We start from the raw sequence: 20439 nt of genomic DNA, 5'->3' as shown, positions 1-20439 counted from the left end.
CTTTTCGCATTCATTTAAGAATTGAATCAAATGCCAGCACCTTGCACGCTCGAGTCTACCACCGTCGCTGCAGACGCTCCTCAAGTCACCGGAATGGGGCCGATCGTATTCGACCACGGTGTCGCCTTTCGTGTGTGGGCGCCGCACGCGGATCACGTTGCTGTCGTGGGAGACTTTAACGATTGGACTTCCGATGCCGCTCCCATGGAGCGAGATTCGGGAGGCAATTGGTATGCATTTGTCGAGAATGCCAAACCCGGTGATCAATACAAGTACGAGATTAAGAACGGTTCAAAGACGTTCCAACGCATCGATCCGCGTGTCCGACAGGTCACCAACTCGGTCGGCAACGGCATCATTCATGATCCGCATTTTGACTGGCATGACGATGACTTCGAAATGCCACCTTGGAACGAGCTGGTCATCTACGAGACGCACATCGGCACCTACTGCCGTCGCGACGATGACACGGTTGGCACTTTTGAGGACTATCAGACCAAGTTTGACTATCTAAAGCAGCTCGGTGTGAACGCATTGCAAATCATGCCTCTTGCTGAATTCGCCGGCGACTATTCCTGGGGGTACAATCCAGCGCACCCGTATGCAATTGAAACCGCATATGGTGGTCCGGTCGGATTCAAGACCTTCGTGCGTGACGCCCACAAGGCGGGTTTTGCTGTCATTCTCGATGTCGTGTACAACCACTTCGGCCCCAGTGATCTCGATCTGTGGCAGTTTGATGGGTGGAGCGAAAACAATAAAGGTGGGATCTACTTCTACAATGACTATCGCTCGTCCACACCGTGGGGTGATACCCGGCCGGACTACGGACGCGGAGAAGTCCGTTCCTATATTCGTGATAACGCCTTGATGTGGCTCGAGGATTTCCATGTCGATGGGCTGCGATACGATATGACACTGTATATTCGCAGTGTCGATGCCAGCGGTCAGAAGGAGATTCCCGATGGATGGGGACTGACGCAGTGGGTCAACCGAGAGGTGCACGCGTACAAACCGTCTGCGATCACGATCGCGGAGGACCTACAGGATAACGCCTACCTGACGAAACCGGACAGTGAAGGTGGCGCGGGATTCTCGACCCAGTGGGACGCTGCGTTCGTGCATCCGGTCCGTGACGTGATCACGCAGTCGGACGATGCAGGACGCGACATGAATAAAGTGCGTGACGCCCTCCATCACGCCTACGACGGCGACGCGTTTCGTCGCGTGATTTACACGGAATCGCACGATGAGGTCGCCAATGGTAAATCTCGCGTGCCCAGCGAAGTGAATTCCGTCGAACCCGATGACTGGTTTGCACAAAAGCGATCGACGCTCGGATTGGCTTTGGTGTTGACCGCACCCGGGATCCCAATGCTGTTCCAAGGTCAAGAATTCTTGGTGGACGGGTGGTTCCAGGACGCGGACGGACTCGATTGGGATCATGCCGCCGATCATGACGGCATCATCAAGCTGACCGAGAAATTGATTCGCCTACGCCGCAACCTCGATGGCAACACGAAGGGACTAACCGGGCAGCGAATCGAAGTTTTCCATGTCAATCATCATGATAAGGTCGTTGGTTTCCAACGAAGCTTTGACGGCGGTCCAGGTGATGATGTCGTGGTCATCGCCAACTTCGCGAATCAGCATCATGCCCAGTACGAGGTGGGGTTGCCTGCGAGTGGGAAGTGGCATCGGCGATTCAGTAGTGATCGCAAGAACTACAGCGAAGATTTCGGCGGCCAGGCTAGCGGAGATATCGAAGCGATGTCTCATGCGTACGATGGCAAGCCGCATAGTGGTCAAATCGAGCTACCGCCCTATACGATGCTGATCTACTCTCAGGATGCCTCCTAGTCCCGGGTGGTTCTGACCTGAGGCCGATGGCCGCGCTCGTCAGTGCGTGGTCGCGCGGACGCGGGATGGACAGGGGCCTCTGCCGCCAGCGAACGCCGAATCGAAAGTAAATGATGATCCGAGGACGAACGACGAGCCAGCCGGGCGAGGTAAGCACGCAGCAGTTGACGCGTTGGATGAGGGCGGCCTTGGACGCTGGCGAAGCGGGCGTGCAGGCGGGTGAGAATCCGTTTGGCGCGGCGATTTACCGACCGGACGGAAGCCAAATCGCGGTCGCTCATAATACCGTTGTGTCGACGAATAACCCCGCAGCTCACGCCGAGGTCAACGCCATTTCGGAGGCAAGTCGCACGCTGGGGCAATCGAATCTGGCGGGGTACTGGCTTTTGGCGACCGCCGAGCCTTGTCCCATGTGCCTCTCTGCCGCCGCGATCTCAGGAATTCGCAATATCGCGTTCGGTGCTAACCAGGTCGTCGTCAGCGAGGCTGGCTATGGCGGACTGGGGGTGTCGTGCGGCGAATTGGCGAGTCAGTTCAGCTGTCAGCTGACGCTGCGTGGATCGATCCTCGGCAATGACTGTGTTCGATTCTTATTGGATAATCGAAAAGTCCGCTGAAAGTGATCCCCTCGTCCGCTTTGGCGAGATCCGTCATCGACGGGCTCGCTGATAGGGAGTCCTGCGATGCGCCGTGACGGGTGTCGCAGTATGGTGCCTGTCGTCAATCTGCTGACGGGTGAGTCCCGCAAGGGCCATTCGAACGTCGCTCTGTCCATATCCCAACGGTCGCAAAGCAAGCCTTCGATGTACCGTTAGCGACAGCGAAACAATAACTGGCGTAGTGGATCTTGTTAAAGATCCATCCAGAACAGGATCTTTAACAGACGCGACCGACATTAGGTGGCTTTGCTGCGGGCGACTTTTTTGGTGGTGCAAAATTTTTTAGCCGGGGCCTCTCTGGAGGCCCTGGTTTGACTGTCGAGGAGACGCAGGCTCTACATGAACCGTCGTCCTAGTCGCCTATTGCCCCTGTTTTCCTAGTTAATGGCCAATTGGAGCGAATTCTCTCTCTGGCGGCGCATTGCCACCGCTCGAAGCAGATTCCAACCGACCAGCTTCAGTAGGATCGAAAGCTTCACCGCATTGTGGCCGCGAACGCGGAGCCGACCCAAGCCCATCGTTCCCTTGAGGCAACCGTTGGTCCCTTCGATACCCGACCGCCAACGGTACGTACCGCGGAACTCGTCGCTCTGCTCGTGGCGACGACGCGCGTCGGCTCGAACCGCACTGCCGGTAAATTGAATGCGGCCGGTCGGCTGCTCGGTGTCCCGATTGCGTTGGACGCGGCAGCGTGCAAGCAGCGGACAGTGCTGGCACTTCTCGGGATCCATCTGTGCGAAAGTGTAGTCGCCTTTGGCGTTGTAGTTGGTCGACTCGGGAGCGTGACCAGCCGGGCAAGACTCCAGTTCACCGGCGCAGTTGGCCATCTCGCTAAGCAACGCGTGATCAATAACTGGCGTAGTGGATCTTGTTAAAGATCTATCCAGAACAGGATCTTTAACAAGATCCACTACGGTAAACCCGTCACTTATTGTTCCTGGTATTCTAAGCACATGGGTGGAATCGAGACGCTGCTTTTTGACTTTGACTTCCATGCTTTGCAGCAGGGTGTCGGTAACGCCTGCGAAGATCTCCTCACTGATCTTCTCGTTGCTTTGCATTCGAGCGATGTAGCGTTCAATGGTTCGCTGAGTGACTTCGGTGCTTGGCTCCAAGTTCAGTGCGTACTGAATGTCGGTTCGGAACAGCAGTGCTTCGTGGGCCTGGGGGACCGTCCAACCTTGAAAGTCACGGATCCAGAGGAGCGCGATGATCGCGTGCAACTCAAAGGTTGGTCGTCCTTGATCGTCACTGAAATGCTCACCGACGAGGCCGATGGGCATCTGCTCCAAGAGCACGTCGCGAAGGAGGCCCTGCCATCCGTTGTCAATCATCTTTCGCCCCATGGGGCCGATGACGCCCTCGAACGGGTCGAAAAGTCTTTGCTGCGTAGGTAGTTCGATGGTTTTCACTGACTAACCGACCACTCGAAGAAAAAAGCTAAATCCAGACAGCAAAAGGTAACGCATCTCGCCCACGAAAGAAGCCGGTAGCATGAGACTTTTGTCGGGCGCGTCTTAACAAGATCCACTACTCGGGTGGCATAGGATCTTTGACAAGATCCACTACTCGGGTTATTGATTCGCTGTGGCTTATCGTTTCCGGTCGTCATCATCGATCAGCATTCGCACCGCGGGGGTGTCGAGGTCATCGTACTGACCGCTGCGAATGCACAAAACGCAGGCTACCAAACCGCCGCCGCCGAGTAGCAGTGCGATCGGAAGTGCAACATAAAGAACGCTCACGGCGATGGTTCCCTTGGCATTGGTGGTGGTTGAGGCGGGTATGTGGGCCACAGCAGGGTGACCGCCAGGACACTAACGCTGCTTAGAGGCATCAAGATCGCTGCGACAAGCGGACTGATTTTTCCGCACATCGCCAGTGCGACGGCAACAACATTGTACAGCAGTGAGACCGCGAGGGCAGTTCGAATCAACCATTCCGTCCGTCGAGCCGCATCGACCAAATCATCCACGCTGCTGAGGTGATCGTCGGCAATGAACACCGGCGCTGCTTGCAAACTTACCTCCACGCCACCGCGAACAGCGATCCCCACGTCGGCCGCTGCCAATGCGGCGGCATCGTTGGCTCCATCGCCCACCATCACGGTCGTCGTTGCGTGGGTACCGATCGAGAAACGCTGGTCACCGCGCACCGCCGCGAGTTTCTCCTCGGGACTGAGGCCGCCAAACGCATGCGTCTGCTCGACACCGACAAGTTCAGCGACATGACGGACGATCTCAGGATGATCGCCAGAGAGGATACCGACCTCCCAGCCACGATTCTGTAAACGTCTGATGGTCTCAGCGGCCTGGGGCTTAATCGAATCGGAAATTGCGACCACGGCTTCAACGATGCCGTCGCAGGCAATAACGATCGGGCTGGCCGCTTTCGCTGTGCATTCGTCAATCGCGTCGACGACCACCTGCCCTAGCCCAAAGCCTTGGTCCCGCATGAATGCGGGGCTGCCGACGATAATTTCCTGGCCATCAGCATGGCCGAGCACACCTTGCCGATGCACCGCATCGAGCACCGCATCGGGCAGCGAGTCCACGCCGGTACGTTGCATCAGTCGCACCAATGCGGCGGCAACCGGATGGCGACAGTGTTGTTCCACCGCTGCTGCGGCAGCGATCACATCGGACGATCCCCAGACGACCCAGGCGTCTGGTCGTCCCGTCGTCAGCGTGCCCGTCTTGTCGAACCAGATTCGACCACCGCGTGCGAGCTGTTGTAGGGTGGCACCATCGCGAATCAAGACCTTGTGCTTTGCTGCCCGACCGAGAGAAACCGCAATCGCCAACGGTGTCGCCAACGCCAGCGCACAGGGACAGGCCACGATCAATAACGCCGTCGCTGTCGACGCCGCCGTCGAGCCACCCTGTGGCAGCCACCATAGGAATGTTGCGATCGCGAGGATCGTGACCGTCACCACAAATACGCCGCCGATGGAATCAGCGAACTGCACGATAGGGATCTTATCGCTCATCGCCTCCTCGACCGATTGCATGACGCGACCGATCCGGCTTTCCCGTCCCGTGGCGCTCACGCGAATGTCGAGCGGGCGTTGCAGGTTCAACGTGCCCGCCGCGACCTGGTCACCTTCGAGGATCGAGACCGGGACACTTTCGCCGGTTAACAGCGATCGATCAATCAAGGATTGGCCGTGGACGACTTCGCCATCGACGGGGATATTTTCGCCCGCATCCACGCGAACGCAGTCGCCGCTTTTGAGAATATCCACCAACACCGTATCGGTGGTGTTATCGGAATTCACGCGCGCGGCATGTCGCGGGGTAATACGCAGCAAGAGATCCACGGCCTTAGCAGCGCGATGTTGTTGGTGGAACTGAATCCAGCGACCGATCAACAGTAGAAACACCAACACCGCGAGCGAGTCGAAATACAGTTGCCCGCGGCCTGAAATTGCATTGACGACTCCGGCCACCGTGCCGACCGACAAACCCAAGGCGACCGGCAGGTCCATGTGCGGCACACGGGTTTTCAGAGACGCCAACGCGCCGACGAAGAAGGTTCGCCCAGGAAACAGCACCGCCGCCACCCCGAGTCCGGTACCGATCATTCCAAGGAACGAGCGATGTTCCACTGCGACACCTTGCAGATCGCCCGCGTACAAGGCGACAGCAATCCACATCGCGTTGGTGGCACAGAAGCCGGCGACAGCAATCCGAATTAAATGGCGTCTATTCTCGTCTCGAAAATGTGAGTCCCGTTCGGCCGAAAGAGGTGCAAGTTCATAGCCGAGTCGATCGAGCAGGCGAGCGATCTGGCTGAGCTTGGTCGTGGCTGGATCAAACACCACGCGCAAGGTGTGATCGCTCATCTTGATCCGCGCTGCCTGCCATCCGGGCGTATGCAGAGCCGCGTTTTCGATCAACCATGCACATGCGGCACAGTGCAACCCATGCACCGCCAGTTCGCTGCTCAACAACCCGTCATCGGAGCTTCGTGGCGTGGACGGGCCGAGGAACTCGTCGCTATCAAAACAGTCGTAGCGGGACGATTTTTCCTGTACACGCGGCGCCGTACTCCGACCAAGTTGATCGCGCAGCCCATAATAGGACTCCAACCCCCAGCCGTGGATGAGTTCGTAGGCGCCGCGGCAGCCGTGGCAGCAAAAGATCTCATCAGCGGGCTGGTCAGCGTTGCTGTCGGTGGGCTCACCACAATGAATGCAGGGCCGCGAAAGCCGCGTTGGTGAGTGGGGTGAAGTCGATGTGATTGGCGTCATGGCATCAAATCATCTGCTCGATGTGCCCCCGTCGGCCGGTGGCATGCTGGGGTCGCCAAGCGATTGCTTGATCGATTTCGTTTCGTACTGCATCGCCCCACCATCACAAAAGCCGGTCGGGATTTGACCGCCGCTGTCACCGGTGAAGTCAATGGCACCGCCACCGCCAAGATCCGACATGGAATTCAACCCCGCGAAGCCCCGGCCAGTAGCGGTGAATCCGCCCGCGACAATCAATAACACCGCCGTAGCCACCGGCACGACGCGGACAAACTCACGCGAAAGGGTCTGCGTCCCAGCGATCAACGCTGTCAGCGCGGGGACCGTGCCCACCCAAAACGCGGCCATCGTGATCCCACCCATCACCACACTGCCCGTCCCGGCAGCGATCAATGCAAATAGATACAGCCACCCGCAAGGTAGTAGCGTTGTGAGCATGCCGACCGATAACGCTCGACCACTTGGGGGCAGTCCAAAGACGTACGGTCGCAGCTTGGCCAATAGTCCACCAATGCGTGACGGCTTCGGTCCTGCACTCACCGAACCGCCGCTGGCAAGCGTCAGCTTGCCGAGTTTCCAGATACCGATCAACACCATCGCGACACCGACGACGCGGGCCGCAGCCAATTGGAATCCGAGAGTGCGACCACCCACATCCACCAAACTACCGATGCCGCCAGCGATCAATCCAGCGATTGTGTACGTCGTGAAACGGCCGAGGTGATACAGTGACGTCGAAACCACGATCTGACGCCGGGACGCACGTTCCCCTGCACCACTGGCCCAGATCGCTAACGGCCCACACATCCCGACGCAGTGCATGCTGCCCAGAAGACTGGCCGTGACAACAGCGGTAACAAGTAAGAGCATGACGATCGGCGCCTTAATCCAGCACACCTAGAGAACGCATCCAGTCCTCCGCGTATCGCGGCCAGGACGCCGGTGCCCGATTCGCTCCACGCAACCCGTAGCCATGGCCGCCGCTGGCGAGAATATGCATCTCGGCGGGAACCTTGGCCTGCTTCAGGGCGAGATAATAAAACAAACTACCCTCGACGTGCACACCATCATCCTCGGTTTGAAACAGGAATGTAGGGGGCGTATCTTCGGTCACCACAAGTTCGGGCGAAAGTTGCGGTCCCTGTTTCTGAACCAAGTAAGCTGGATAGATCAACATTGTGAAATCTGGACGGCAACTGACTTGATCCGCGTCATCGATCGGTTCATAGGTCCGCTCGGAAAAGTGGGTGCTCGCGGCAGCCGAAAGATGACCGCCCGCGGAGAAGCCCATCACACCGACGCGATCTGGATCTATTTTCCACTGCTCCGCCTGCGCACGGACCAATCCCAAGGCACGCTGCACGTCCTGTAACGGAGCGGCATGAGGTGGTACGCCTTTGCGTCGCGGCACACGGTACTTTAGTAAGACCGCATGGACGCCGATCGAGTTCAGCCACTCGCAAACCTCAGTGCCCTCTAAATCCATGGCAAGAATGTTGTAACCGCCACCTGGGCAAACAACGACCGTCGCACCTGTCTCTTTGTCAGCGGGCGCTCGGTAGAGCGTGATGGTGGGCCTGGAAACATTACCCAGCCGGATCACGCGGTTGGTTGTTTCATCGGGGCTGGTCGTGTCGTGTTCCTCACCGATCTCGCCCTGTTCTCCTGGCGCACCGCCGGGCCAAAGTAACTGAGGTTCCGCAGCATAGCCGGGCATCACCGTCAGGCAAGCGACCAGCGAGATCGATGCGATCGTCATCATGTTCTTCATGGGTTCTCCTCGGGTGACGCTAAAACCAACGTCAAGAAATGGTTGGCCTTCACCAAGTCATTGTAGCGAAACGGCATCCGCACGCCATTGACGGTGTGTCCTGGTCGCCAAAGTGGACGAAAACAAGGGGCGAAACACCACCTTCAATGGGTGGGATTGATCGATTCAGCCAATCTGTGTGCGGACGTCCACAAATTGCATTCCCGCCCTCACGGCAGCTTCAAAACCCAAGGGGGAATCCTCGAACACCAGGCATCGCTGGGGCGCGACATCGAGTAGTTCCGCAGCCCGCAAAAACGCGTCCGGTTCAGGCTTGTGTCCAACCGTGTCCTCGCTCGTCACGATCGTCGCAAACCACTCAGCGATCCCGAGCTGTTCGAGTTGCCGCGTGACAATTGGCCGAATGCCACCACTGGCCACCGCCATCGCCACACGTCCTCGATGCCTGGCCGCGACGTTGCAAACGATTTCGAGCGGTTGCAGGTCGTGCATCAAAGCTTCGAATGCGTTCTCTTTGGCCAGGGCAGTCGCGTCGACATCGACACGGACACCCTGCTCTTCGCAGAGCAGCGATATGATTTTCTCGGTGGGCATCCCCCCCATTGAGTAAAACCGCTGTTCCGTAAACTCGATCCCGCGCTCCGACATCGTGTCACGCCAGGCGAGATAGTGCAGCGGCATGGAGTCGGAGAGGGTGCCGTCGCAATCGAAAATTAACCCGTCGAAACGGTCGGCAAGATTGTCATCCCACCACTGCAAGTCTGCAAATTCGTTCAAGTGCTCATCTCGTTGGCGGCAGCCATTTTTTGTTGACGCGTGCTTTCGATGCTACGCTGGAGATCGGGAAACATTCGGCCTGCTTCCTCGTTGAATATTCGACCGATCAAGAGATCCGTCACGTTCCCGCGGTATTGCGGGTACTCACGCATGAATCGCCCGATGCTAAAATCATTGTCGTAGAATGCATTGACAAGCTGGCGCAACCGATCGACACCGGCTTTGAAATCGGGGGACCAATGTCCCAGTTGCTGGGCCGATAGATCATCTTTTTCGAAGCCTGCAACGATCGCATCACCCGCTCGCACGCCCATCTCGAGTGCGAAATACACGCCCGACGAATAAACGGGGTCGAGAAAACCGAACGCATCACCGATCAACACCCAGCCCGGGCCGACATGCTCTTTCGTCATGTAGGAAAACTCCTTCGCGGTGCGGTACTCTCCCACCCGTGTCGCTCCCTCGAGGCGCGGCAGCAGTCCGGCGCAACGCGTCAGCTCGTCGTTGAAAATATCCTCGGGCGTGCCTCGCGCGGTGAGCAGATACTTGTGATCGGCAACGCAACCGACACTGGTGATACCGCGTGACTGCGGGATGAACCAAAACCACGAATTCTTGTTCTCCGAATTCAACACAATCGTGGCGCCTTCATTGTCGCCCTCACCCCGCTTGGCGTCTTTGTAATACGTCCAAATCGCGGCTTTCTTGAGCAGCGGATTGACCTCCCGGAGCCCCAGTTTTCCAGCGATGAAACTTTGTTGGCCGGTTGCGTCGACGACCACTCGGCAATCAATACGCTGATCGTTGCCGTCCCGGTCACGAACGATCACAGCGCTCGCCCGCGGTTGCTCGTCCGCCGAGCTCGCGGGCTCGAAGACGACGTCAATCAGGCGTGTGTTATCGTGGCAATCTGCCCCCAGTTCGGCGGCTCGATCAAACAACATTTTGTCGAACTCGCTGCGTTCGACTTGCCATGTCGTGCTGCACTCGCGGTCGTCGTGTTGGCGGAAGAAAAACGGCTCCGACTCTCTTCCAGAATGCGAGACAAACTGCACGCTCTTTTTCTGCTGCCATCCGGACTGCTTCATCTGGTCGATCAAGCCAAGTCGTTGCAGCGGCCAGTACGTCTCCGGCATCATTGATTCGCCGACATGAAACCGCGGCATCGGTTCGCGTTCGACGAGCAAGACGCTCCGCCCACCCGCGGCCACGATGGCCGCCGCGGAGCTGCCCGCGGGGCCCCCGCCGATAACGACGCAGTCATAAGTTGTTTTCATGAGGTCGGTCCTAGAGTGAGGCAGTGGTTAGTTCGAATGATTCGCGATCTTGCCAGTTTCGCGTCACGGGGTCATTGTGGCAGGGCTGCCGATTCGAGCAAGCTACTGATCAGCGGCAGCAGCTGCTTCTTGCGGCTGACGACGTTGTCGAGTTTGTAGAGTTTGTCTTCGAGCTGTGGATAGTTGATCTCATCCCAACCGTCCGGTTCGCTGCTCATTAACAGCAAACTCCCGTTACTGGAGATATCTGTCACCATCAGCGCGGAGAAATCGAGTGAGTATTCAGTCGCCAAGCCATCGAGGGCCTTGGCCAGTTCATGTTGACGCTGCCAGAACAGATCGAAACCGATTTCCTCAATCTGCGAGATTGAAAACCGTTTGCCGCCCTCTTCAAACTGTTTGCAGTCCTCGCGGACGACCTTGTCGGGTGGGCAGGATCGCAGCGCCGAGCCGATCTGGAAGAAATCCGTGGCAAATTGCTCCAACGGAAATTGGCAAAATGTCTGCAACCATTCCAGAATGCTGCGATCGACGTCCGTCGTCGTCGGTGACCGCAGGTATAACGTGTCGCTGATCACACCCGACGCCATGCACAACGCCATGCCTGGCTCTGGATCGATGCCCGCTTGTCGGAACATCCGGGCCACGAGCGTGCAGGTCGAACCGACTGGATCCATTGTAAAACGCATCGGGCCGGTCGATTTCAGTGAGCCGCCGAGTCGGTGATGGTCGAGCACCTCAATAATGTCCGCTTCTTCGGCCCCTTCAACGGCTTGTCCGAGCTCGTTGTGATCGACGAGTATGAGCTGTGGGCGGGGCGGATGGATGAGGTCACTCTTACTCAGCACCCCCACCAGTTTTTTCCCTTCGACAACGGGGAAAACGGGCTGCGCAGAGCGATAGATCTGTTGTTTTGCTGTCGTCACTGGCATTTTGGCAGGCAGTGTTTCGCAGTTGTGATCAATCGCATCTTCAATCACCTGAGCCGCTTTGATGCGCGTCGTCGTCGATGCCGTATCGAAATTGCTGCGGATCACCGCCACACCGCGGTTGCGTGCCAGTTCCACCAGTCCGCTCGAAAGCTCAAAGCCGCCCGTTACGACCAATGCCCGGACGCCCATTTCGAGCGCGGGCAGCTGAATCGTCGGTCGATCGCCACTGACGACGAGCAATCGTTCGGGTGGGAATTGGCTGAGCCGTTCGGTGAACCCACTCGCACTCATCGCGCCGACGGTGACGATCATGTCTTCGGTGCGATCGGGATCGACTTCATGCTGGAACTCGCCGCCGAGTACCGAGACGACATTGCGGAGCGTCGAGCGGACACCTCGCGATTGGCTCGATTCCATCCCACCGCGAAAAACGAGGTCGAGCAAATCGAGCAGCGTCGCTAACCCGATCAGACAATCATTCTCGTCGAGTACCGGTATCGAGCGCAATCCATGCTTGGTCATCCGTGTGTAGACGTCATAGAAAACGTCCGTTGGCCGCGCGTACACCATCTCGCGGTTGCAGATGTCTTTCAATTCGGGGCGAACATCCATGATGATTCGCGGCATGCCGATCTTGGCTTGCCGGAGAACAAACTCGGTCCGTTCATTTGGCGCTCCGCAGCATGCTGCAATCGCGTCGGGGCGAGTCGTTCGCCGTAAAAAATCAGCGTAAGCGATCGCGCTGCAAATTGCATCGGTATCGGGATTACGGTGTCCGAAAACGTGGACGGTCATGAGAGACTCTGGCGTGACAGAATGAGTGCATGGATTTCAGCGATAATCTTAGCCGGTTCACTCATCCGACCGGTACCCTGGACACGGCAACTCAGCCAACCTTTTTCCGGACCGACGATCTGACAACCGTCACCACGCAGAATTTCCACATTTCTTTGCACGCTCGGCTGATTCCACATCGGATCGCTCATGGCCGGGGCCAGCACCACCGGCGCGGTATTCTGCAGATACAGCGTGCTGAGCAAATCGTTTGCCAGCCCGTTGGCCATGCGGGCCAGCGTCGCCGCCGTGGCGGGAGCGACGACGAACACGTCGACTCCCCGCGCCAATTCGATATGTGGCCCAAGCGGGAATCTCGCATCGAAACTCTGCGTCGCGACAGGCCGCCCTGACAGAGCGGCAAGCGTTGCTTCGCCGATGAATTCCGATGCCCCCCGGGTCATGACCACCTGTACCTCATGACCGGCTTGGGCGAGTTTGCTGCACAGATCCGCTGCTTTGTACGCAGCGATCCCACCGGCGATACCGAGCAGAATCTTCTTCGGCGGGGGCTCGCAGGACGTGGAGCTCATGCCAGCTTTTCACGGACGCGTTCGAGCAACGCCTTCGTCGCCCGAATACCTGCGTACTCGTCGAGCCGGCTGCCTTCGTATTCGATTCCGACGTAACCGTGATAGCCGAAGTCCGTCACGATCTTCATCATCTTGAAGTAGTCGATGGTCGTTTCGTCACCGGCCGCATTGAAGTCATACGATTTAGCACTGGCAGCTTTCGCGTAGGGCATCAGCGCTTGCACGCCCATGTAGCGATCGAAAGATTGTGGATTGTCTCCGCGGCTGATGTTGAAATTTCCAAAGTCAGGCAGCGTGCCGCAATTGTCCATGCCCACTCGCTCCATCACGACGGCCAACCAAGCCGCGTTGCTGCTCAGTCCCCCGTGATTCTCCACGAGCACGTTAATGTTTTGCTTGGCAGCATATTCACTGAGTTGACGCAGTCCGTCGGCCGCGTAGTTGAGCTGCTCGGAATAGCTACCACCACTGGCGGCATTGACACGAATGGAATGGCAACCGAGGAACTTGGCAGCATCCACCCATTGATGATGATTCTCCACCGACTGCTTGCGTTTGGCTTTGTCTGGATTGCCGATCTGGCCTTCGCCGTCGACCATGATCAACACACTTGTCACTCCGTGATCATCGCAACGCTTCTTCAAATCCGTGAGGTAGTTCTGGTCACGTGCTTTGTCTTTGAAGAATTGATTGACGTATTCCACTCCGTCAATTCCAAACTCCTCTTTGGCAATCCGCGGGAAATCCAGATTCGTAATTCCAGACTTCGCATTGAATAGAGCCTTGTGCAAGGACCATTCGGCCAACGAGATCTTGAATGGTGCATGATCGTGATCATGTCCACCCTCGTGTGCGATCGCAGACCGGGTGGAAAGGCTCACCGCGGCAGCTGTGGCGGCGAGTGTTTGCAGGAAATGACGGCGTGGCAGTGTGGGCATAGCTCTTTGGGGGTGAAATCGAGAGAGGAAGGATGGGAGAGGGACGCTCTTGGAGTTCCGGTGAGCCTGGGCAGTCGCGGCATCGATTGAGTCGTAATTCGCACCTCAAAAAAGACATCGCGACAGCCTGCTAGGATACACGCTCGCGCTAGGAGAATGTATCGTGTGCTCACATATTTCTACTTCGGCGTTGGCTCTCTATCTCTCCTTCCTCAGCTCTATGTCTCGCACATTCCATTTGACAATCGCTTACGATGGAACGGAATATTCGGGGTGGCAGGTGCAACCGGGAAGACGCACGATCCAGGGGGAGCTCGAACAGGCCGCTGCCACCCTCATCGGCAAGCCGCCGGACGGGGTAACGGATGCCGATTCACCGTCACGACTACGGATCCTCGGCAGCGGGCGGACCGATGCTGGCGTGCACGCGTGGGGCCAAGTGGCCCGCTGCGTGCTGCCGGGCTGGCGGGCCGGCACGACGGCAGTGCTACGTGGGTTGAACTCCCGATTGCCGCCCGACATCACGGTCTTGGCCGTTCGCGAAACGAGCCCCTCTTTCCACCCGATCGCCAATGCAGTCGGCAAGCGGTATCGCTACCAGGTTCAACTCGGTGGTCAGCGTGACCCTTTTGCCATTCGCACGCGCCATCGCATCCATGCCGCCATCGACACGGATCAACTCCGAGCGGCGGCCGGCGCACTCATTGGTGAACATGACTTCGCTGCCTTTCAGGCCACCGGTGCGCCGCGTGCCAGCACCGTGCGCACGATTACCCACAGTGCGTGGTTCGCGGAAACGGCCAGCGACGCGGTCGACTCGTACGATGGTGCCTGCGGTCTCGGCCAACGCTGGTACTACGAAGTCGAAGGCAACGGATTTTTGTACAACATGGTCCGCAACATCGTTGGCACGATGCTGGAAGTTGCCCGCGGTCGCCGCCCATTGAGCTGGATGGACGAGGTCCTGCAATCACGCGATCGCAAACTCGCCGGCGCTACCGCGCCCGCAAACGGATTGACGCTCGTCCGCGTGAACTACCCGGACGAGATCTTTCTGCCGGAGTGATGGCGTCTACTGCAACGTTTCGCAGTCAAAGAATTCGAGCGGCTGATCTTCGCTCAGGTCGGCGACGCGAATCGCCAACTTGCCGGCAAGAATCTTGCGGAAGTTCTTGCCCACGATATCGCCTCGCCAGCCTTCGAGCAGCGCAGGTGTGGCCGCGCCGCGGCGCGGCATCATTTCATAAGCGAGCAGATCCTTGACATCGTCCGAGTTGCCGACGATCGCCGGTGCGATTTTGTGCTGGCGACTGATGCAGGCAATCGCAGTCGACAGGAACTGACTTAGCATGTGGGAGGCAGCTCGCGAGCGGCCCCGCGAACGACGAGGCAGATCATCTTCGGGGGTGTCGAGTCCCGCCTGGATCGCGGCGGCGATGTCATCGTACTGGTCGTGATAATTCCGGCGCTCGAGTCCCCGGATACTGCGAATTTTGCCAGCGTCGGCTGATCCGCGTTTGGCGAGTTCAACGATCAAGTCATCGCGCATCACGCGCCGTGGCAAACGGTCCTTGTTCTTTGCGATCGCTTCACGCCAGCGCCAAATCCGGCGGACGATTTCCAGTTGCCGCGGTTTCAGGCCTGCACTGCCGCTGACACGCTGCCAATTTTCCGCTTCCTCGGCATCCATCACCTTCTGCTGCAACCGCTGCGTTTCCTCTTCGACCCATGACATCCGATCGAGCTGAGCGATATCGCCGCAGAGTTTCTCGTACATCTCGTACAGATTCGTCACGTCGTGCAGAGCGTAGGTCAGTTGTTCGCTCGTCAACGGCCGATTCCGCCAATTCGTTCGCGTCTCACCCTTGGGTAAGGTCAGCCCCACCAGTTTCTGGACGAGTGTGCCCAACGACGCAGGATACTCCAGCCCCACAAATCCGGCGGCGAGCTGGGTGTCGAACAATCCCACGATCGGCTTGCCGGTGTAGCGGTAGGCAAACCGGATTTCTTCGCGCGCAGCATGCGCGACCACCGTACGTCCAGGTGTCACCAACAGATCCCAGAACGGCTGGGTATCACCCACCGGATAGGGGTCGATGATCGCGAGGTGCTCGCCAGCGGCCACTTGGATCAAACACAACTCGGGACGATAACAGTCTTCGGATACAAACTCAGTATCGAATCCGATCACCGGCTCCTTCGCAATTCGCTCGCAAAAATCAGCGAGCTGTTCGGCGGAGACGATCGTTTCGTAATTCACCAGTAGTATTCCCGGTCGGTTGAGCAGCGGTTGAAGTAGGGCGAAAATCTACCCGCTGAATGGAAAACCGGCCAGTAGGCCCACATTCGCCGGAGGGGACCACGGTCCCGTCGGCGACCTTCTTATGGGGAATCGTCGCCAAAACGCTCGCTCGGAACAATGGTCCCAAGCTACGAATCCGCCCCGCCGCAGCACAACAACCTGCGCCTTTCCGAGACGGGCCCGGGAAAAGCGAAGGGGGTTGATTTGCAAGCCGAAACTAAAAGAACTTCGCCAACGTTTCGGGCTTCGGTTTCGGTGTCACCAACGAGACCACGACGGTCGTGATCAGGCAGCTGAAGAACATCACGACCACGGGCATGATCAAATACTCTTCGCCGGCGAGATCTAAATGGAGGTTGAACTCGCGCAGTCCCTCGGGGGAGTTGATGCCGTAGTAGAACAAAACACTCCAACTCGTGATCGCCGCGAACACGCCGCTGATCGCCCCGGCCGCACTCAGGCCACGCCAATACAACGCCAGGAACACAATCGGGAACAGGGCACTAAAGCCGCTGAAACACCACACCCCCAGCGCGAACACACTCGTCGGATTGTCGAGACTCAAGAAGTACGTAACCGCCACGATCGCGATGATGAACATTCGCGTCGTAAACACTTGTTGCTTGTCGCTGACATTTTCTTCGCCGAGATAGTGCGTGTAAATGTCGTTGCTAAAGATCGTACCGATGCACAGAAATTGACTGTCCAAACTCGACATAATTGCCGCCAAAATCCCAGCCGCCAGTAGGCCGCCGAGTACGGGGCCGGTCTGGGTCTTAACCAAAAACGGCAACACCGCGTTCGCGTTGACCCTGTCCGTTCCCGGAATCAGTGGCAGTTTCGGTGCAAACTCGCCCGTCGCCCACACGCCCACGAGCACGCAGGGCACCCACACGATCATGATGAAAAGCGGGTGGCAGATCACGGGGATTTTGAACGATGCCGCACTCTTGGCGGTCATCCAGTGTTGGAAAAGGTGCGGAAACATCCCGACCGATAGCGGGATCAACAGGTAGGTAAAGAACAAACTCTTGCTCATGTCGACTCGCGTCGCCCGGTTCTCGGGAATCGATTCACCGAGAACGCGTAGGTTGTCGAGCAGACTGACCTGTCCGCCCAGTCGATTGGCAATCATCACAAAGGTGACGACGCCGAGAATCATGAACACGAGCGTTTGAAAGGTGTTCGCCCACGTCGTCCCACGCATCCCGCCCATGAAGACATAGACCAGCACCACGCTGCAAATCATCAGTGCCCCGAGCCAAGGCGGTATCCCACCGTGCAACCCACGGTTGGGTGCCCCATCGGGGAGCAATACCGGGAACCAATCCGGTGACAGTCCCGCCGTTAGCGTTTGCACCACGGTACCGCCGCCGATTACTCCGACGAGCAAGTAAGGAATGACCAGCCCAACCAAAATGGGAAAGAGCAGCAAGCCGATGAAGTCGCTATCGAGGCGATCTCGGAAAAATTCGATCTGGGTCGTGTAGCCCCTCACCCGGGCGACTTTCCAGACCTTCACCCCGATCACAAAGAAACACAACGAGTGGATGATTCCGCTGCTACTGGCCAGCATCCCATACACGCCGATGCCTTCCTTGAACGCCTCGCTGCTGCTGCCGACGAGCGCGAAGGCAGTCATCGTGGTGCCGAAAATACTCATCAACAACAGGAACGGGCCGATCGAGTGACTCGCGACCTGGTAGTCCTCTCTCGTTCCTCGGAACAAACGGCTCGAAAAAACTCCGAGCAGAAGTAGTAGCGAGAGATAGATCAGAATGATGACGAACTGCGGCAACCCAGGGTGATTCAACCAGCCGCCATCAGCGGCCGGAGCGGGGGCCTGGGCCACCAATGATAGAAACAAATCAGAAGATGTCATTTGACCACCTCCCCTGCATCAGCCTGGTTATGCGAGTCAGCTTCGGCGGCGATCGCCGCATCCAACTCAGGCTCAATCGGCCATGCGATCTTGGTCGAGAGGAACCAGGTGAACGCTGCGGCAATCGAGATACAAGCGTGCCACAACAAGCCGATCGGCATGAAGCCGAACACCAGGTGACCGTCGGTCCAGAACCAGTTGTCCTGATGCAAAATCAACAACAAAACGACGAGTGCGGTGATGATCCAAGGACCGGGCCGGGAGGCATGAGCCGCATTCGAAGCGAGCGGAGGAGCCGACGCAGGCGGCTGAGGTGTGGCAGGCATTAGGCGGGAGATGGGGAACGCGGAGACGGGAGAGATGGGGGACGGGAGATGTCGACGGGTGGGTGGCACGGAGAGGAGTGGGGGTCGGAACCGACGGGGGCTAGTTTAATGGCAATTCAGGGGCGACGATATCGGGCTTTTGAATTAGTCTGAGCGATCTCGTTACAGCCTGCCCAACCCCTACACTCATTAGATTCTCGTTTCATGATGCTCCCGGCCGATTGGCAGATTTGGTTGATGCTCCCGGCCGATTGGCAGATGTGGTTGACGCTTGCCGTCGCAGCCGGTTTGTTGTTGAGCTTGGCAATGCGCATCGCTGCTACGGATCTGCTCGCGCTGGCTGGCTTGGCCGTTCTCGTCCTGGCCCAAGACCTCAGCGGCACAATCAAGTTGCCCACACCAACGGAGGCTGTCGCTGGATTTGGCAACAAGGGCCTAGTCACGATCGCATTGTTGTTTGCCATCGTATCAGGTCTGGAACTGACCGGTGGCACCGAATACGCCACCGGATGGCTGTTGGGGGGCGTGAAGGGGTTGCGCAGTGCGCTGTTGCGGATTCTCATGCCCGTTGCGGCTCTGTCGGGTTTTTTGAACAACACGCCTGTCGTCGCAGCGCTGTTGCCGGTCGTCCATGATGTCAGTAAACGAATCGGGGTGAGCCCCAGCCAATTGCTGTTGCCCCTGTCCTACACCGCGATTTTGGGTGGGATGTGCACACTGATGGGCACGAGCACCAACCTGATCGTGCGAGACTTGTTCATGGCGAAACAGGTCGGTGGTGAAGCCCTGGGGTTCTTTGCGCCCGCGATTGCCGGCGTGCCCGCGACGATCCTGGGCCTGGCGTACATTATCTATGCCTCGCCGCGGTTGCTGCCCGAGCGCAAGCCGCCTGTCAGTGCCAGCGACGACCCGCAGAAGTACACGGTCGAAATGCAAGTCGTGCCGCTCGGCCCCCTTGTTGGCAAGACCATTCAACAAGCGGGCCTTCGCGCACTTCCGGGCTTGTACGTTGCGGAAGTCCAACGGGCCGACGGACGCATCGAAGCGGCCAAGCCCGAACAGCGGATCTACGGCGATGATATTTTGATTCTGGTCGGCGCCCTCGAGAGTGTTGTCGATCTGCGAAAAATTCGCGGTCTCACCACACCCGATGGCCAATCCCGAAAACTCGAAGTTCCCGCGTGGCAACGGACTCTGATCGAGGCCGTCGTGAGTACGCAATGCTCCCTGATCGGCAAAACAATTCGCCAGGGTAAATTTCGTTCCAACTACAACGCCGCCGTGGTTGCGGTGGCACGCGGTGGACGAAGGCTGATGGGTAAACTGGGAGACGTCAGAATCGAGCCCGGTGACGTGTTGCTGCTCGAGGCGTCGCCCTCGTTCGTGCACCGACAGCGAGGTTCGAGTGATTTCTATCTGGTCAGTCGTGTCGAACGCGGCGAAGTCCGCCGCCATGAAAAGGCCATTCTTGCGATCTCGATCACCGCCGCCATGGTGATCGTCGCTGCTCTGGGGTGGATGGAAATTCTCACCGCCGCGATGCTTGCGGCCATCGCCATGATCGCGTTCCGCTGCTGCACCTCGGGGGAGGCCCGGCGGAGTGTGGATTGGTCCGTGTTGATTATTATCGGCGCGGCCATCGGCATCGGCGAAGCGATGCAGAAAAGCGGAGCGGCGGACATGATCGCTAACGGACTGCTGCAACTCGCCGGTGGCGGCCCCGTGAAAATGCTGGCGGCGGTCTATCTGGCAACGGTGATCTGCACGGAGTTGATCACCAATAGCGCGGCAGCCGTGATCATGTTTCAAATCGCCTGGTCGGCTGCAACGGGGCTGCACATGGATCCGACACCGCTGGTGCTGTGTGTCATGATCGCGGCATCGGCCAGTTTCCTGACGCCATTCGGCTACCAAACCAATACGATGGTCTACAGCGTCGGTGGATACGAACTACGCGACTACCTGGTCTTCGGATCCCCTCTCAGTTTGATTGTTTTTGCAACCACCATGGTGACGCTCACCTGGTGGTATGGGCTCGGCTGGGCGGTTTGAGGGGCCCGCGCCGAGTCGCTTGACACGCGGCGGACAGTGGTCGT

Annotated in this window: 17 protein-coding genes; 4 read left to right on the top strand and 13 right to left on the bottom strand. The window is 58.1% G+C overall.

The genetic code is table 11. The annotated features are described in order from the left end of the window. The first annotated feature begins 30 nt into the window (after positions 1-30). Together SH410x_RS13735 and SH410x_RS13730 are read left to right on the top strand one after the other, a co-directional pair. Positions 31-1860: an alpha-amylase family glycosyl hydrolase gene (locus SH410x_RS13735; protein ID WP_473677033.1), complete on the top strand. Its 1830-nt coding sequence runs from the start codon at positions 31-33 to the stop codon at positions 1858-1860. 113 nt (positions 1861-1973) lie between these two features. Beyond that, positions 1974-2477, top strand: coding sequence for a nucleoside deaminase (locus SH410x_RS13730; protein ID WP_473677032.1), 504 nt, complete (start codon positions 1974-1976; stop codon positions 2475-2477). Positions 2478-2896: 419 nt separating this feature from the next. Here SH410x_RS13730 and SH410x_RS13725 read toward each other — a convergent pair whose 3' ends face one another. The 10 genes from SH410x_RS13725 to SH410x_RS13680 form a co-directional block, all read right to left on the bottom strand. Beyond that, entirely contained in the window at positions 2897-3931 is a 1035-nt protein-coding gene (locus SH410x_RS13725; RefSeq protein ID WP_473677031.1) for a transposase, read from the bottom strand. A 180-nt stretch (positions 3932-4111) separates the two neighbouring features. Then, positions 4112-4264 carry a cbb3-type cytochrome oxidase assembly protein CcoS gene (ccoS, locus tag SH410x_RS13720; RefSeq protein WP_473677030.1) on the bottom strand — a complete coding sequence of 51 codons (153 nt, stop codon included), beginning with the start codon at positions 4262-4264 and terminating at the stop codon, positions 4112-4114. Next, entirely contained in the window at positions 4261-6771 is a 2511-nt protein-coding gene (locus tag SH410x_RS13715) for a heavy metal translocating P-type ATPase (protein WP_473677029.1), read from the bottom strand. Before SH410x_RS13715 ends, ccoS begins: the two co-directional genes overlap by 4 nt. A 9-nt stretch (positions 6772-6780) precedes the next feature. After that, positions 6781-7641: a sulfite exporter TauE/SafE family protein gene (locus SH410x_RS13710; protein WP_473677028.1), complete on the bottom strand. Its 861-nt coding sequence runs from the start codon at positions 7639-7641 to the stop codon at positions 6781-6783. Between the two features lie 13 nt (positions 7642-7654). Continuing rightward, on the bottom strand, positions 7655-8542 hold the full coding sequence (locus tag SH410x_RS13705; RefSeq protein ID WP_473677027.1) for an alpha/beta hydrolase: 888 nt from the start codon (positions 8540-8542) through the stop codon (positions 7655-7657). 165 nt (positions 8543-8707) lie between these two features. Next, entirely contained in the window at positions 8708-9319 is a 612-nt protein-coding gene (locus tag SH410x_RS13700) for an HAD family hydrolase (RefSeq protein ID WP_473677026.1), read from the bottom strand. Beyond that, positions 9316-10596: an NAD(P)/FAD-dependent oxidoreductase gene (locus SH410x_RS13695; RefSeq protein ID WP_473677025.1), complete on the bottom strand. Its 1281-nt coding sequence runs from the start codon at positions 10594-10596 to the stop codon at positions 9316-9318. Before SH410x_RS13695 ends, SH410x_RS13700 begins: the two co-directional genes overlap by 4 nt. Positions 10597-10667: 71 nt before the next feature. Further along, on the bottom strand, positions 10668-12323 hold the full coding sequence (locus SH410x_RS13690) for a putative manganese-dependent inorganic diphosphatase (RefSeq protein ID WP_473677024.1): 1656 nt from the start codon (positions 12321-12323) through the stop codon (positions 10668-10670). Beyond that, positions 12320-12895: a flavoprotein gene (locus tag SH410x_RS13685; RefSeq protein ID WP_473677023.1), complete on the bottom strand. Its 576-nt coding sequence runs from the start codon at positions 12893-12895 to the stop codon at positions 12320-12322. The genes SH410x_RS13690 and SH410x_RS13685 overlap by 4 nt, the downstream gene beginning before the upstream one ends. After that, complete coding sequence (locus SH410x_RS13680; RefSeq protein WP_473677022.1) at positions 12892-13833, bottom strand: sugar phosphate isomerase/epimerase family protein; 942 nt, start codon at positions 13831-13833, stop codon at positions 12892-12894. Before SH410x_RS13680 ends, SH410x_RS13685 begins: the two co-directional genes overlap by 4 nt. Positions 13834-14053: 220 nt before the next feature. Between SH410x_RS13680 and truA the strand changes: the two genes are divergently transcribed. Then, positions 14054-14899, top strand: coding sequence for a tRNA pseudouridine(38-40) synthase TruA (gene truA, locus SH410x_RS13675; protein ID WP_473677021.1), 846 nt, complete (start codon positions 14054-14056; stop codon positions 14897-14899). Positions 14900-14905: 6 nt separating this feature from the next. Here truA and SH410x_RS13670 read toward each other — a convergent pair whose 3' ends face one another. From SH410x_RS13670 to SH410x_RS13660, 3 genes are all read right to left on the bottom strand, one after another. After that, positions 14906-16093, bottom strand: a complete 1188-nt coding sequence (locus SH410x_RS13670) for a ribonuclease D (protein WP_473677020.1) — start codon at positions 16091-16093, stop codon at positions 14906-14908. A gap of 259 nt (positions 16094-16352) precedes the next feature. Next, entirely contained in the window at positions 16353-18017 is a 1665-nt protein-coding gene (locus tag SH410x_RS13665) for a sodium:solute symporter family protein (protein ID WP_473677019.1), read from the bottom strand. Next, positions 18014-18343, bottom strand: a complete 330-nt coding sequence (locus SH410x_RS13660; protein ID WP_473677018.1) for a DUF3311 domain-containing protein — start codon at positions 18341-18343, stop codon at positions 18014-18016. The genes SH410x_RS13665 and SH410x_RS13660 overlap by 4 nt, the downstream gene beginning before the upstream one ends. A gap of 204 nt (positions 18344-18547) precedes the next feature. Between SH410x_RS13660 and SH410x_RS13655 the strand changes: the two genes are divergently transcribed. Then, positions 18548-20395 (top strand): SLC13 family permease, encoded by a 1848-nt coding sequence (locus tag SH410x_RS13655; RefSeq protein WP_473677017.1) that lies wholly within the window; start codon positions 18548-18550, stop codon positions 20393-20395. Positions 20396-20439: the final 44 nt, after the last annotated feature.

Source organism: Rhodopirellula sp. SH410 (assembly GCF_055811895.1).
The sequence above is the reverse complement of the archived record's forward strand: the minus strand, read 5'-3'. Positions and strand labels throughout refer to the sequence as shown.